Below are 14,232 nucleotides of genomic sequence, written 5' to 3' on the forward strand. Positions count from 1 at the left end.
TTGCGATGAACGGTCATGTCCGTGTCCTGATGATCGGCGACTCGCATGTCGGCGCGTTGATATCGGCGCACAGACGCATGCGCAGGCTGGGCGGATCCCTGCCCGCCAACATCGCATTTGAATTTTCCTACCTCGGCAACGGCTTCCATTTTTCCCACTCGTTCTTCGAACTGCACGAAGCCACTATTCGCTTCACCCATCCGGAATTTGCGGCGAATCTCGGCAGGGACTTGCGGCTCGATGCCATAGCGCGGCAGGAGGGGGTGGTGTTCGGTCTGAGCATGGGGTTGCACACGGCAAGGGTGTTCCGCGACCCGCAATGGACCCGCCACGTGCCCTGGGACCTGTCGGCAAATCTGCCAGGGCAGCCGGTCTCCAGCGATGTGCTTAACGCCATAATCGACCAGGATTCGCAGTACATCGTTGCGTTCTACCGCGCCATGCAATCGCTGGAGATACCGTTCTTCGTTGTCGCGGCGCCGCCGCCCTATCGCCTGCACAACTGCATGTCGCTCTATGGCATTGCACCCGAAATCATCGTGCAGGTCGATCGCGCATACCGCACGCGTATTTCAGGCATTCTGCGGCAGGCCGGGATTGATTGCATTCATCCGCCCCGGGAAGTGATCGGAGAGGATGGGTTCATCAAAGCGGAATTCCGCGCAGGCATCCCCGAAGACGATCCGCACCACGCCAACGCGGATTATGGCCAGATCATGATGCAGCAAGCATTCCCCGTCGTTGAATCGCTCAGCTGCCAAATGGCCGCCGCCGGGCAATAGGCGCCACCCCGCCGCTCAGGCGTTCTCGCCCAGCGCCTTGCGCGTCAGCAGCTTCAGCCGCTCCTCGCCGTCCGGCGTCTTCGGGCTCAGCTCCAGCGCCTTTTTCCACGCGGCCAGGGCGCCGCGGAAATCCTCGCGGGCCTCGGCGATGCGCGACAGGCTCTGCAGCGCCGCGAAGTGCCGCGGCTCGCGCTTCAGCGTCTCCTCGATATCCGCAAGCGCCCCGGAATAATCGCCCAAGGCGAAGCGGGCCAGGCCGCGGCGGTAATAGGCGTCCGGCAGGTTGGGCTCCAGCGCCAGCACCGCGTCGAAGTCGTCCAGCGCCTCCTCGTCGGCGTCGTTGCCGAGGTCGCGCATGCCCCGGCCCATCAGCAGCGTCGCCGCCGGCGAGCCGGATTGCATCCAGATCTGGCGGATGCGCTGCTCCAGCGCCGCCGCCGTCTCCTCATTGGGGGCCAGCTTCAACGCCGCGATCATGGTGTCGAGCTCGGGCTTGCGCGGGTCAGGACGCGCCTGGTCCTGGCGGGGCTGGTCCGCGCGCGGCGGCGCGGGCGGGGTCTGGGCCCAGACCGGGGCTGCGATCAGCAGGAACGGCAGCACGAGGCGGCGCATGGCCGCATGGTGGCGCCCGGACCCGGCAAAGTTCAAGTCAAACCGCGCCCTTCTCCCGGCGCCGGGCGGCCACCGCCTCAGGCTCCGGTCCGCCGGCCATCCAGTCCAGCAATTGCACCGTGTGCAGCATCGCCAGCCCGCTGCCGGAAAGCTGGGTGATGCAGCCGATATTGCCGGCCGCCACCAGATCCGGCCGCGTCGCGTTGAGATTGGCGAGCTTGCGCTCCTTCAGCCGCCCGGCGATCTCCGGCTGCATCAGGTTGTAGGTGCCGGCCGAGCCGCAGCACAAATGCCCCTCGGCGGGTTCCACCACCGCGAAGCCGGCCTTGCGCAGCAGCGCTTTCGGCTCGCTCGTCACCTGCTGGCCATGCTGCAGGCTGCAGGCGGAATGATAGGCGACAGTCAGGCCAGGCGCCTCGCGGGTCGGCGCGTAGCCCAGGCGGGTCAGGTACTGGCTGATGTCCAGGGCCAGCGCCGACACGCGCTCCGCCCGCTCCTGCCACGGCGCCGGCTCGGTGCGGAACATGAAGCCGTAATCCTTCACCGTGGTGCCGCAGCCGGAGGTGTTGATGACGATGGCGTCCAGCCCCTCCCCCTCCAGCTCGCGGCTCCAGGCGGCGATATTGGCGCGCGCGCTGGCCATGGCGGGGTCATGGCGGCCCATGTGGTGCGTCAGCGCGCCGCAGCAGCCGGCGCCCTTGGCCACCACCACCTCCACGCCCAGCCGCGTCAACAGGCGGATCGTGGCTTCGTTGATGGCGGGGTCCAGCACCTGCTGGGCGCAACCGGCCAGCAGCGCCACCCGGCCGCGGCGGGCGCCGATGGCACGATGCACTTGCGGCGTCTCCACCTGGCTGGGCGGAGGCACCCGCGCCGGCGCGAGCGTCAGCAGCGCGCGCAGGCGCTTGAAGGCCACCCCCTCCTGGGGCAGCAGCCGCACCACTGGACGAGCCAGCCGCGCACCGTACAGCGCCACCCGCATCAGCCCGGGCCGCGGCAGCACCTGCGCCAGCACCCAGCGCAGCGCCCGGTCGTGCCAGGGCCGGCGATAGGTCCGCTCGATATAGGTCCGGGCGTGATCGACCAGGTGCATGTAGTTCACGCCGGACGGGCAGGTGGTCATGCAGGCGAGGCAGGACAGGCAGCGGTCCACGTGGCGCACCACCTCTTCGGTGGCGGGGCGGCCGGTCTCCAGCATGTCCTTGATCAGGTAGATGCGGCCGCGCGGGCTGTCGAGCTCGTCGCCCAGCAGCACGAAGGTCGGACAGGTGGCGGTGCAGAAGCCGCAATGCACGCAGGTCCGCAGCACCTGGTTGGACGCGGCGGTGTCGGGGTCGCGAAGCTGCTCGGCGGTGAAATTTGTCTGCATTGACAGCCTACAAGCCGGCGAACATGCGGCCGGGATTCAGGATACCCTTGGGGTCGAAGGCGGCCTTCACCCGGGCGGAGATGCGCGCCAGCGCCGCCGGCTCGGGCGGAATCACCGCCACGGCGGCGCGCATGGCCTCCGGCGCGCGCACCAGCGTCCAGGTGCCGCCGGACTGGCGCGCGGCGGCGGCCACCGCGTCATGCGCGGCCTCGCTCGCCGGGCCGGCGATCCACACCAGCCCGCCGCCCCAATCCATGTACCAGCGCGCCCCGAACGCCTGCTCCACCGCACGCGTCACCGCCGGCCCCGCCGACGGGCGCACGGACACGCGCCACACGGCACCAGGCGAATCGACCAGGGGCGCGGCATCGCGCACCGCCGTCCAGGCCGCCTCGCTGGCGCCGTTGTCCAGCATCTCCGCCAGCCCGAACGCGGCGAGGTCGGCGCGCAGCCGCTCCGTGCGATAGGTGACGGACGGGGCAAAATCCTCGATCCGCGCCAACGTCACCGCGCCGCCGAACCAGGCCAGCACCGGCACGCGCGCGGCCTGCTCCGCCGGCAGGTGCGCGGCGGCCGACACGGCATACGGCGAGCCGAGTGCCGCCGACAGCGCCGCCACGCCGCGCATCGGGTCGAGCCCCGTCAGCACCAGCGTGGCCCGCCGCTCCGGCGCCGGCAGCACCTTCAGCGTCACCTCGGTGATCACCGCCAGCGTGCCGTAGCTGCCCGTCAGCAGCTTGCAGATATCGAGCCCGGTGACATTCTTCAGCACCCGCCCGCCCGAATGGATGGTCTCGCCCATGCCGCTCACGGCGCGGACTCCCATCACGTGGTCGCGCATCGCGCCCCAGGCCACGCGGCGCGGACCGGACAGGTTGGCAGCCACCACGCCGCCCAGCGTCGGTTCGGCGCCTGAACCAAGAAGAGCCGAAAAATCAGGCGGTTCCGCGATGATATATTGGCCCTTCCCGGCCACCGCGGCGGCGACGTCGGCCAGCTTCGTTCCCGCGCGGGCGGAGATGATCAGCTCCTGCGGCGAATACAGCGTGATGCCCGACAGCGCCCGCGTGGACAACGTGGCCGCCGCCTGAACCGGGCGCAGCAGGCCGGACTTGCTGGCATTGCCGCACACCAGCACCGGTTTGCCCGAGGCATGGGCGGCGGTGATCGCCTCCGCAATTCCGGCTTCGTCGCCCGGCGTCAGCCACGCCGTGTCGGTCTCGCTCATGCGGCCTGCGTCAACGCCGGCGGCGCCTTCAGCGGGAACACCTTGGACGGGTTCAGCAGCCAGCCGGGGTCGAAGGCCGACTTGATGCGGCGCTGCTGGTCCAGCTCGATCTCGGTGAACTGCACGCCCATCAGGTCGCGCTTTTCCACTCCCACGCCGTGCTCGCCGGTCAGGCAGCCGCCCACCTCCACGCACAGCCGCAGGATGTCGGCGCCGAAATGCTCGGCCTTGCGGAAGCTCTCGGGGTCGTTGGCGTCGAACATGATGAGAGGATGCAGGTTGCCGTCGCCGGCATGGAAGATGTTGGCCACCTGCAGGCCGTATTCCGCGCTCATCGCGCCGATGCGGCCGAGCACCTCGGGCAGACGGCTGGTGGGGATGGTGCCGTCCATGCACAGATAGTCGGGGCTGATGCGCCCCACCGCCCCGAACGCCCCCTTGCGGCCCTTCCAGATCGCCGCGGACTCCTCGGCCGACTGCGACACTTTCAGGCTGATCGGGTCGTAGCGGTTGCATATATCCTTGATCCGCCCCAGCAGGTCGTCCTGCTCGGCCGGGCTGCCCTCGACCTCGATGATCAGCATCGCCTCGGCATCGAGCGGATAGCCGGCATGGGCGAAGGCCTCGCAGGCATGGATGGCCGGGCGGTCCATGAACTCCAGCGCCACCGGGATGATGCCGGAGGCGATGATCGAATCCACACAGGCGCCGGCGATCTCGTTCGACCTGAACGCGGCCAGCATGGCGCGCGCGCCTTCGGGCCCGCGCAGGATGCGCACCGTCACCTCCGTCACCACGGCAAGCTGGCCTTCGCTGCCGGTCAGCAGGCCCAGCCAGTCATAGCCGGCGGCGTCCATGTGCGCGCCGCCGATGTCCAGCACCTCGCCCTCGACGGTCACGACCCGCAGCCCCAGCAGGTTGTTCGCGGTCACCCCGTAGCGCAGGCAATGCGCGCCGCCGGAATTCATGTTGACGTTGCCGCCGATCATGCAGGCGAGCTGGCTGGACGGATCGGGCGCGTAGAAGAAGCCGCGCTCCTGCACCGCCTGGGTGATGCCGATATTGGTGACCCCCGCCTGCACCACTGCGCAGCGGTCGGCGTAGTCGATGTCCAGGATGCGGTTCATGCGCATCAGGCCCAGCACCACCGCGTCCGCCATCGGCAGCGCGCCGCCGGACAGGCTGGTGCCGGCGCCGCGCGGCACCACGCGCACGCCCTCGCGGTGGCAGAACGCCATCACCGCGGCCACCTGCTCGGTGGTCTCGGGCAGCACCACGACCAGCGGCACCTGGCGATAGGCGGACAGGCCGTCGGTCTCGTAGGGCTTCAGCCGCAGCGGCTCGGCGATCACGCCGTCGGGCGGCAGCAAGGCGCGCAGGCCAGCCACGATGGCATCGCGCCGGGCGAGAACGTCCTTCTTGGGCTCCGGTTGGGCGATCATCCGAACGCCTCCCTGGTTCGTGCGTGTCGCGTCGTTGCTAGCAGCGAATGTGAGACCGATCCGCAGCCGCGGCAAGACGCACAGCGCCCCGGAGAAGCATCTCCGGGGCGTTGTTCATGCGTGCATCAGGCAAACCTTGCGCCGCCGTCGGGCAGGCACGGCCCCGAAAGGCCGCCGGATTCAGCCCTGGCGGGCCTTCATCCGGGGGTTCTTCTTGTTGATGACGTAGACACGGCCATGGCGGCGCACCACGCGGCAATTCTTGTCGCGGGTCTTTGCCGACTTCAGGCTATTGCGGATCTTCATGATACTAAGGCCTTGCATGCGCCGAAAATGAGCCGCGGTGGTTAGAGGCGCAGGCCGTCCCTGTCAAGCCGACCCACCCGCGGACCAGCCGCTCACGCGGTCGCATGCCACCGCACCAGCCGAATGCGGCCGTCCCGCAGCAACCGGATGCGGCGCATCCATAGCTCCGCTTCGGCCACCAGCGACACGGCATAGGCCTGCGACGGCCGAGTCCCGCTCAGCGTGCGGATCAGCCCGTTCCAGCCCTGGATCGCCTGGCGGATATGGCGGCGCGACTGGTCCTCGACCACCCGAACCTCGAATCCCAGCCGGGCCAGCGCCGTCGTCACCTGCGCCTCGGAGGGCAGGGCCGCATGCCGGCGCTCCAGCCGGCACCAGGCGGCGACCGCGCCGTCCGCCATGTCGAGCGGCGAATCGGCCACCAGCTCCACCAGCATCATCTGCCCACCGGGCTTGATGGCCGCGGCCAGCGCCGCCAGCACGGCTGCCGGCTCGCCCAGGTGCAGCGCATCGGCGGCAAGCGCGTGATGGAAGCCATGGCGCCGGAACTGTGGAGCAACGGGGTTCCACGCGGCCACCGAGGCCCGCTTGGCCAGCGCCGCCCCGGCCCGCTGGATGCGCCGGGCGGCCAGGTCGACCAGAACGGGGTCGGCATCGCAGGTGGACACCCACACGCCCAGCTCTGCCGCGAGCACTCGCGCCGGCCCGCCGGCGCCGGCGCCCAGCAGCAGCAGCGAGGAGGCCGCGGACAGCCCCAGCGGCACCGCCAGCCGCAGAACTTCCTCGGCGCCGCCGGGCGCCAGGAAGCCCTCGCCCCATAATGCCTCGGCCACGGCCAGGCGCTGGTCGTCCCAGGGCGAGACGACGGCGGCGACCGGGGCAGATGGCGCCGCCCCGCCTTGCCGGCCGGCCATCGCCGCAGTGCCCGGAGCAGCCCCGACCACCGGCGCCTGCCGGCTCCGGCTGAAGATGTTGCGCAGCCCATCCAGACGCATGTTTCCGCCCACGACCCGGGAGGGCGCAGCGTGACCGGATGGCGTTAAGTCATTCCTACTCGCCGAACTCGGTCAGCACATAGCGGACCGGCTCGTCGCCGATCACAGTCGGCTTGTGGCGATGCGCGCGCCCGGCGGGGATGTGCAGCATGTCGCCCGGCCCGGCCTCGGCCACGTGGTCGTCGAAGCGGTAGCGGATGCGGCCGGACAGGATGAAGATCGAGTGGCCGGTCTCGCACCAGGCGCCCTCGGGCGCGTCCGGCGGATCGGGCGCGCGTTCCTGGTAGCGCAAAGCGATGCCGAAGCCGGTGACGGCCTCGCGCAGGCGCAGCCGCGGGCTGGCCTGCCGGATCGGATGGTCGGCGGCGGGGAAGAGGTACTTGCTCATGCCCGCCACGCTAGCATGCCCGCAGCTTGACGGCAGGCCCTTGGGGGGCGATGTGGGCGCCGCAAATGGAGGACGCAGATGCGGAAGGTCGATGGCACCTGGATTGCCTTCCTGGCCATGGCCTTCGCCGTGGTGGGGCTGACCGGCCTGTTCGCGACCTTCGCCGCCCCCCTGCCCCTGCAGCGCGCCGTGGCCCGCGACGCGGCCCTCGACGCGGCGCTGGTGGCCGCGAGCGGCCCCGATGCGGCGGCGGCGCTGGAGCAGCTGCGCCCGCGGCTGGGCGACAGCGCTGATGCCCTGTTGCCGCCGCAGGGCGACATGGCGGCCAGGATCGCGCAGGAGCGTCTGGCCATGCATCAGCGCCTCCTGGCCGAGGCGGAGGCGACCGCCATTCGCCTGCGTTGGCTGATCTGCATCGCGACGGTGATGGCGGCGGTGTTCGGCGCGGCCATCGTCGGCGTCAGCGCGCGCAAGACGGGTCCCTCAGAACCTGCGGAACGGTGACGGCGACACGTCGAACACGCGGGAGGCATAGCGCACGGTCGGGCCGAAATTCCAGAAATGCTTCTGCGACAGGGTCGTGACCGTGTTCGCCCCCAGCCATTTGCCGGTGTTGATCACCGCGGTGGCGCGCAGCAGCCGCTCGTCGCGCGGGATCTCGAACGTCCAGGTCAGCAACTGGCGCACGCCCGGGGCCAGCATCAGCGGGTAGTCCTCCTCCGTGACCACATTGGTCACCGGCACCATCGCGCCGCCGGCGGTACTGACATGGCGGGAGGGCCGCACCTCGATGAACAGGTTGGACAGCTTCTGCTGCCGCATGCCCAGGTTCTGCAGCGCGATCTGCAGCTCGCCGACCAGCTCGCCGGACCCGCCGACATCCAGCACCTGCAGATCGATGTCGAGCTGCACCCGGTTGCCCGTCCGCGTGCCGCGCAACGCCAGCCAGGCCATGATCGCCACCAGAATCACGGCAATGCTCGACGCGATCTGCAGCACGTCTCTGAGGACGGGGAGCGTGTCCCCCAGGCCGGTCGGCGGCATTGCTTCCATCCAGGCTATCGCGGCACCAGGCGCGCGCCGGGCTGTCTCGAACATTTCGCACCCGCTGGCAACCTGCGGCCTGGGAACATCGGCTATCCGCCCGGCACCTCTTGCGCCCGCGCCACCGCCGCGCCGGCCCGCGCCAGCACCGGCGCCAGGGCCCGGTACTCGGCGGCGCGCGGCGTGTTCGGGCGCCATGCCAGGCCCAGCGTGCGCCAGGCGCCGGCGCCGGACAGCTCGCGCAGCGCGATGTCCGCACCCTCGGCGATGCCGGCCTCGACCGCCAGGCGCGGCAGCAGGGTCACGCCCAGCCCACCGGCCACCATCTGCACCAGCGTGTGCAGGCTGGTCGCGGCGAAGTCGTCCGTGGCGTCCCCGGGCATCTCGCCGCGCGCGAAGCCGCACGCGTCGAGCGCCTGATCGCGCAGGCAGTGGCCGTCTTCCAGCAGCAGCAGCCGTTCGCTGGCCAGGGCGGCGGCCGGCACCACCGGCAGCGCCGCGAGCGCATGCCCGGCGGGCAGAGCGGCCACGAAATCGTCGCGCACCACCGCCAGCGTATCCGACCCCGCACAGGCGCACGGCAGCGCCAGCAGCGCCACGTCGAGACTGCCGCCGCGCAACCGTTCCAGCAGCCGCTCCGTGGTGTCCTCGCGCAGGAACAGGCGCAGCCGGGGGAAGGCCGCGCGCAGCGCCGGCATCATGCGCGGCAGCAGGAACGGCCCGACGGTCGGGATCACGCCCAGCCGCAGCGGCCCGGCCATCGGCGCGCGCGCGGCGTCGGCCGTCTCCACCACCGCCGCCAGCGCCGACATGGCTGCGCGCGCCCGGCCGACCAGCTCCCGCCCGAGCGTGGTGAACACCACCCGCTTGCCGGCGTCGCGGTCGAGGATGCGCGCGTCGAGCTGGCGCTCCAGCGCCAGGATTCCCGCCGACAAAGTGGATTGCGTCACCGCGCAGGCCTCCGCGGCCCGGCCGAAATGCATGTGCTCGGCAAGCGCCAGCAGATAGCGAAGCTGCTGCGGGGTCGGGAGCGGAACCATCGACTGTCTCGATCAATCTGAATGAAATTATTCATTGGCATAAATGATGGTGCACTGCGATATCAATCACTGCGGCGGGCGCATGGCAGCACTCACCCACCTTCCTCCCGACAACCAGGAGACGACCCGGACATGCTTACGATTGGCGACACCTTCCCCAGCTTCAAGCTCACCGCCGTCAAAGGCGGCGCCGAGGGCCTCAAGCTCGATTCCGCCTTCACCGAGATCTCCAACGCCACCGATGCGGGCAAGTGGAAGCTCGTCTTCTTCTGGCCGAAGGACTTCACCTTCGTCTGCCCGACCGAGATCGTGGCCTTCGCCAAGCTCGCCGGCGACTTCGCCGACCGCGACACCGTGGTCTACGGCGTGTCCACCGACAGTGAGTTCGTGCACCTGAACTGGCGCCTGCACCACGACGACCTGCGCAACCTGTCGATCCCGATGCTGGCCGACATCAAGCGCGAGCTGTCGACGGCGTGCGGCGTGCTGTCGAAGACCGAAGGCGTGGCCCTGCGCGCGACCTTCCTGGTCGATCCCGACGGCATCGTGCGCTTCGCCTCCGTCAACGACCTGTCGGTCGGCCGCAACCCCGCCGAGGTGCTGCGCGTGCTGGACGCGCTGCAGAGCGACGAGCTGTGCCCGTGCAACTGGAACAAGGGCGAAGAGTTCCTGCGCCCCGCCGCCTGACGACGAAGGCCGGCCCCGGCGACGGGGCCGGCCGCTTTCAAGGAGATCCCGATGTCCATCGAGACCCTGAAGACCCGCCTGCCCGACTACGCCAAGGACCTGAAGCTGAACCTGGGCTCGCTGGCCACGGAGCCGGCCCTCAGCACCCAGCAGCGCGCCGGCGTGTTCGTCGCCAGCGCGCTTGCGTCCCGCAACGCCGAGGTGACCCGCGCGATCGTGGCCGAGTTCGCGCCGCAGCTCAGTGCCGAAGCGCTGGCCGCGGCCAAGGCCGCCGCCGCGATCATGGGCATGAACAACGTCTATTACCGCTTCACCCACATGGTGGGCGGCGACTACCCGAACATGCCGGCCCGCCTGCGCATGAGCGTGATGGCGCGGCCTGGCGTGGAAAAGGCCGATTTCGAGCTGTGGTCGCTGGCCGTCTCGGCCGTGAACGGCTGCGGCATGTGCATGGAAAGCCACGAGAAGGTCGTCCGCAACGCCGGCCTCACCCAGGAGCAGGTGCAGGCGGCCGTGCGCATCGCCGCGGTGGTGCACGCCGTGGCCGCGACACTGGACGGCGAGGCCGCGCTGGAAACCGCGCAGTCTGCCTGACACGGCGGCGTGCCCCTGTGAAGCGACAAGGCGGCGCGGCCGGTCAGCTACCCGGCCGCGCCGCCTGCGCCGCGCAGGACAGCCGGATCACGCTGCCTTCTGCCGCGACCAGAAGCTGGGCCGGCGCGCGGCCGCATTTGAAGGCGACGTGCAGCCGCTTCGCCAGGCCGTAGGCGGGGTCGCCGCAGATCCCGTTGGTCACCGAGATCAGGCAGGACTCGCGCTCGTCGCATTGCTGCTCCACCGCCAGCGTGGCGTCGCACAGGCGGCCACGCGCCGCATCGCCGTAGACCGCGTCGAGAATCCTGATCTGGCCCGCCGGCACCGCCAGCTGGGCGGCCATCAGGGCAGCCAGCACCCACTCCGCGCCCATTCGCGTCTCCCGCCATGCCTGCGCCACCGCCTCAGGATATCGTGATGCCGCGGCGCTCACCGCATGGAAATACATCACTGAATTGCGCCACCGCGGTTGCGGTATCCTCGCCGGCCCATTCCCTCCGGAGAGCGCCATGTTCCCGCGCCGAATCCCGATCCAGCTGCTGCCGCTTCTCGCCGCCTGCCTGCTGGCGGGCGGTGCGCGCGCCCAGGCGCCGCCCCCGCAGCCGGCCTCTGCCGCCGCGCCAGCAACCGCCGCCCGCCTGCCACCGGACGCCACCACCCGGCACACGCTGGACCTGCCGGACCGCACCCTGCGCTTCACCGCCACCGCCGGCAGCGTCACGCTGGCCACGGCGCAGGGCACGCCGCAGGCGGCCATTGCCTATATCGCCTATCAGCTCGAAGGCGCCGACCCGCAGACGCGCCCGGTGACATTCGCCATCAACGGCGGGCCCGGCGCGGCTTCGACATGGCTGCATCTGGGCCTGCTCGGGCCGTGGCGGATGAAGATGGATGCGCAAGCCGCCGCCCCTTCGGCGCCGGCCGTCGCCGAGCCGAACGCCCTCACCTGGCTCGACTTCACCGACCTCGTGTTCATCGATCCCGTCGGCACCGGCTACAGCCGCTTCCTCGCCGGCGGCGAGGACGTGCGCAAGCGGCTGTGGTCGATCCGCGGCGACATCGACAGCCTGGCCGAAACCATCCGCCGCTGGCTTGACCAGAACCGCCGCCTGGCCTCGCCGAAATTCCTCGTCGGCGAAAGCTACAGCGGCTTCCGCGGGCCGCGCCTCGTGCGCGCCCTGTCCAGCGCCCAGGGCGTGGGCATCAGCGGCCTCGTGCTGGTCTCGCCGGTGCTGGATTTCGGCGGCCGCAGCACCGCCTTCGACCCGGTTGCCTGGGCCACATACCTGCCGACCATGGCCGCCGCGATGCGCGCGAAGCAGGGTCCCGTCACCCGCGAGTCGCTCGCCGATGTCGAGGCCTATGCCGCCAGCGACTACCTGGTCGATCTCGTCCGCGGCGAACGCGACCCGGCCGCGATCGAACGCCGCGTCGCCCGCGTCGCCGCGCTGACCGGCCTCGACCCCGAACTCGTGCGCCGTCGCCACAGCCACGTGACGAGCTACGAGTTCCTGCGCGAGCGCAACCGCGACACCGAGCGCGTCGGCAGCTCCTACGACGCCACCGTGACGATGCCGAACCCGTTTCCGTTGTCGGTCGAGAGCACGTATCCCGAACCGACAACGGACGCGCTCGCCGCCCCCTTCACCAGCGCCATGCTGGATATCTATGCGCGCCGGCTGAACTGGCAGCCGGACGGGCAGTACGAGCTCGCCAACGGCACGGCCAACCGGCAATGGGACTGGGGCGCCGGCCGCGTCCGGCCCGAAGCCGTCAGCGCCCTGCGCACCGCGCTGGCCCTGGACCCGCGGCTGCACGTGCTGGTCGCGCACGGCCTGTTCGACCTGACGGCGCCGTATTTCGCCACCAAGATGCTGCTCGACCAGATCCCCCTCTCGACCGGCGCCGACCGCATCCAGTTCGTCGTCTACCCCGGCGGGCACATGTTCTATTCCCGCGACGACTCCCGCGCGGCCTTCCGCGGCGCGGCCGCGCCGCTCTACGCCCCCCGATAAGGAACCCCCCATCCATGCGCGGCCTTGGCCCCTTCCTGCGCGATGCCTGGCGGCTCGCTTTGCCCTATTTCAAATCCGAGGAGCGCTGGTCCGCCCGCATCCTGCTGGCGGCGATCGTCACCATGAGCCTGGCGCTGGTCGGCATGAGCGTGGTGCTCAGCTACTGGAACCGCGCCTTCTACGACGCGCTCCAGCAGAAGGACTGGCACAGCTTCATCGACCTGCTGCTGTTCTACAAGCGTACCGAAAGCGGCATCATGCCGGGCTTCTGCGGCATCGCCGCCGTCTACATCCTGGTCGCCGTCTACCGCACCTACCTCAACCAGTGGCTGCGCATCCGCTGGCGTCGCTGGCTGACCGAGCGGCTGATGCACGAATGGCTCTCCGACCGCGCCTACTGGCGCATGTCGCTGGCCGCCGACGCCGGCAACGGCTACGGCACCGACAACCCGGACCAGCGCATCGCCGACGACCTCAGGAACTTCACCACCGACACGCTCTCCCTCAGCCTTGGCCTGCTGTCGAGCATCGTCACGCTGTGCAGCTTCGTGACCATTCTGTGGACGCTGTCCGGGCCGATCGAGCTGCTGGGCCTCACGATTCCCGGCTACATGGTGTGGGTGGCGCTGCTGTATGCCGCCCTTGGCTCCGCCCTCACGCATCTGGTGGGCCGGCCGCTGGCGGCGCTGAACTTCCGCCAGCAGCGGGTGGAAGCGGATTTCCGCTTCGGCCTCGCGCGCATGCGCGAGAACCTGGAAGGCATCGCGCTCTACGCCGGCGAGGCCGAGGAACGCCACACGGCGTCGCAACGCTTCCGCGCGGTCATCGCCAATTTCCACCAGATCATGGATCGCACCAAGCTGGTCAACGGCCTGGTGGCGGGCTTCGACCAAGTCGCGGTGATCTTCCCGATCGTGGTCGCCGCCCCGCGCTACTTCGCCGGCGAGATCGCACTGGGCGGGCTGATGCAGACCACCGGGTCGTTCCGCAGCGTCGAGGGCGCGTTGGCGTGGTTCGTGCACGCATACACGTCGCTGGCGGATTGGCGGGCCACCGTCGAGCGTCTGTCCGCCTTCAGCGCCGCCATCGCCGCCGCCCGCGCCGCGTCCCCCGGCGTTCAGGTCGTCGAATCCGCAGGCCCCGGCTACGAATTGCGCGACGTGGCGCTGCACCTGCCGGACGGACGGCCGCTGTTGCAGGGCCAGGATCTGGCCTTCGCCGCCGGCCAGTCGGTGGCGATCGGCGGCCGCTCGGGCCTGGGCAAGTCCACGCTGTTCCGGGCACTGGCCGGCATCTGGCCGTTCGGCACCGGGCAGGTGCGCCGCCCCGCCGCCACCTCGCTGTTCCTGCCGCAGCGGCCCTATATCCCGCTCGGCACGCTGCGCCGCGCCGTCACCTATCCCGGCCCGATCGACGCGCACCCGGACGAAGTGGTGCGCGAGGCCCTGCACGCCGCCGGGCTCGGCCATCTCGAAGCCAGGCTGGACCAGGAGGAGCCGTGGGCACAGCGCCTGTCAGGCGGCGAGCAGCAACGCCTCGCGGTCGCCCGCGCGCTGCTGGCCGCCCCCGACTGGCTGTTCCTTGACGAAGCCACGGCCAGCCTCGATCCGGACTCCGAAGCCGAGATCTACACCCTGCTGCGCGACCGCCTGCCGCACACCACCATCGTCTCGATCGCGCACCGCCCGACCGTCGCCGCCTTCCACGCGCGGCGCATCGTGCTCGGCGCC

16 protein-coding genes are annotated in these 14,232 nt (G+C 70.5%); 6 read left to right on the forward strand and 10 right to left on the reverse strand.

Annotated elements, in window-relative coordinates:
* The first annotated feature begins 5 nt into the window (after positions 1-5).
* Positions 6-782: a hypothetical protein gene (locus OL599_RS23020; protein WP_264716388.1), complete on the forward strand. Its 777-nt coding sequence runs from the start codon at positions 6-8 to the stop codon at positions 780-782.
* A gap of 15 nt (positions 783-797) precedes the next feature.
* Here OL599_RS23020 and OL599_RS23025 read toward each other — a convergent pair whose 3' ends face one another.
* The 7 genes from OL599_RS23025 to OL599_RS23055 form a co-directional block, all read right to left on the reverse strand.
* Positions 798-1,394 (reverse strand): tetratricopeptide repeat protein, encoded by a 597-nt coding sequence (locus tag OL599_RS23025; RefSeq protein ID WP_264716389.1) that lies wholly within the window; start codon positions 1,392-1,394, stop codon positions 798-800.
* 37 nt (positions 1,395-1,431) lie between these two features.
* The gene (glcF, locus tag OL599_RS23030) at positions 1,432-2,763 is read right to left on the reverse strand and encodes a glycolate oxidase subunit GlcF (protein ID WP_264716390.1); all 1,332 of its coding nucleotides are present in this window, start codon (positions 2,761-2,763) and stop codon (positions 1,432-1,434) included.
* Positions 2,764-2,770: 7 nt separating this feature from the next.
* The gene (locus tag OL599_RS23035) at positions 2,771-3,991 is read right to left on the reverse strand and encodes an FAD-binding protein (RefSeq protein ID WP_264716391.1); all 1,221 of its coding nucleotides are present in this window, start codon (positions 3,989-3,991) and stop codon (positions 2,771-2,773) included.
* Positions 3,988-5,433, reverse strand: coding sequence for an FAD-linked oxidase C-terminal domain-containing protein (locus OL599_RS23040; RefSeq protein ID WP_264716392.1), 1,446 nt, complete (start codon positions 5,431-5,433; stop codon positions 3,988-3,990). Before OL599_RS23040 ends, OL599_RS23035 begins: the two co-directional genes overlap by 4 nt.
* Before the next feature lie 180 nt (positions 5,434-5,613).
* Positions 5,614-5,739 (reverse strand): type B 50S ribosomal protein L36, encoded by a 126-nt coding sequence (gene ykgO / locus OL599_RS23045; RefSeq protein WP_264716393.1) that lies wholly within the window; start codon positions 5,737-5,739, stop codon positions 5,614-5,616.
* A 92-nt stretch (positions 5,740-5,831) separates the two neighbouring features.
* A complete protein-coding gene (locus tag OL599_RS23050; protein WP_264716394.1) occupies positions 5,832-6,734 on the reverse strand; it encodes a methyltransferase domain-containing protein in 903 nt (300 codons plus the stop codon).
* Between the two features lie 55 nt (positions 6,735-6,789).
* Complete coding sequence (locus OL599_RS23055; protein WP_264716395.1) at positions 6,790-7,122, reverse strand: cupin domain-containing protein; 333 nt, start codon at positions 7,120-7,122, stop codon at positions 6,790-6,792.
* 78 nt (positions 7,123-7,200) lie between these two features.
* Here OL599_RS23055 and OL599_RS23060 point away from each other — a divergent pair, with 78 nt between their 5' ends.
* The gene (locus tag OL599_RS23060) at positions 7,201-7,626 is read left to right on the forward strand and encodes a hypothetical protein (RefSeq protein WP_264716396.1); all 426 of its coding nucleotides are present in this window, start codon (positions 7,201-7,203) and stop codon (positions 7,624-7,626) included.
* Here OL599_RS23060 and OL599_RS23065 read toward each other — a convergent pair.
* Both OL599_RS23065 and OL599_RS23070 read right to left on the reverse strand, forming a co-directional pair.
* Complete coding sequence (locus OL599_RS23065; protein ID WP_264716397.1) at positions 7,606-8,166, reverse strand: hypothetical protein; 561 nt, start codon at positions 8,164-8,166, stop codon at positions 7,606-7,608. The two genes, OL599_RS23060 and OL599_RS23065, sit on opposite strands and share 21 nt — an antisense overlap.
* Positions 8,167-8,258: 92 nt before the next feature.
* Positions 8,259-9,206 carry a hydrogen peroxide-inducible genes activator gene (locus OL599_RS23070; protein ID WP_264716398.1) on the reverse strand — a complete coding sequence of 316 codons (948 nt, stop codon included), beginning with the start codon at positions 9,204-9,206 and terminating at the stop codon, positions 8,259-8,261.
* Positions 9,207-9,338: 132 nt separating this feature from the next.
* Between OL599_RS23070 and OL599_RS23075 the strand changes: the two genes are divergently transcribed.
* Both OL599_RS23075 and OL599_RS23080 read left to right on the forward strand, forming a co-directional pair.
* Positions 9,339-9,893 carry a peroxiredoxin gene (locus OL599_RS23075; RefSeq protein ID WP_264716399.1) on the forward strand — a complete coding sequence of 185 codons (555 nt, stop codon included), beginning with the start codon at positions 9,339-9,341 and terminating at the stop codon, positions 9,891-9,893.
* 51 nt (positions 9,894-9,944) lie between these two features.
* Positions 9,945-10,487: a carboxymuconolactone decarboxylase family protein gene (locus OL599_RS23080; RefSeq protein ID WP_264716400.1), complete on the forward strand. Its 543-nt coding sequence runs from the start codon at positions 9,945-9,947 to the stop codon at positions 10,485-10,487.
* Positions 10,488-10,530: 43 nt separating this feature from the next.
* Here OL599_RS23080 and OL599_RS23085 read toward each other — a convergent pair whose 3' ends face one another.
* The gene (locus tag OL599_RS23085) at positions 10,531-10,860 is read right to left on the reverse strand and encodes an SUEL-type lectin domain-containing protein (RefSeq protein ID WP_264716401.1); all 330 of its coding nucleotides are present in this window, start codon (positions 10,858-10,860) and stop codon (positions 10,531-10,533) included.
* A 136-nt stretch (positions 10,861-10,996) separates the two neighbouring features.
* On the opposite strand from OL599_RS23085, the gene OL599_RS23090 reads away from it, so the two are divergent.
* Complete coding sequence (locus tag OL599_RS23090; RefSeq protein ID WP_264716402.1) at positions 10,997-12,502, forward strand: S10 family peptidase; 1,506 nt, start codon at positions 10,997-10,999, stop codon at positions 12,500-12,502.
* A 14-nt stretch (positions 12,503-12,516) separates the two neighbouring features.
* Positions 12,517-14,232 (forward strand): ABC transporter ATP-binding protein/permease (locus OL599_RS23095; RefSeq protein WP_264716403.1); only part of this gene is annotated, 1,716 nt, incomplete at its 3' end.

The sequence above is a fragment of the Limobrevibacterium gyesilva genome (genome assembly GCF_025989185.1).
Taxonomy (GTDB): Bacteria; Pseudomonadota; Alphaproteobacteria; order Acetobacterales; family Acetobacteraceae; genus Limobrevibacterium; species Limobrevibacterium gyesilva.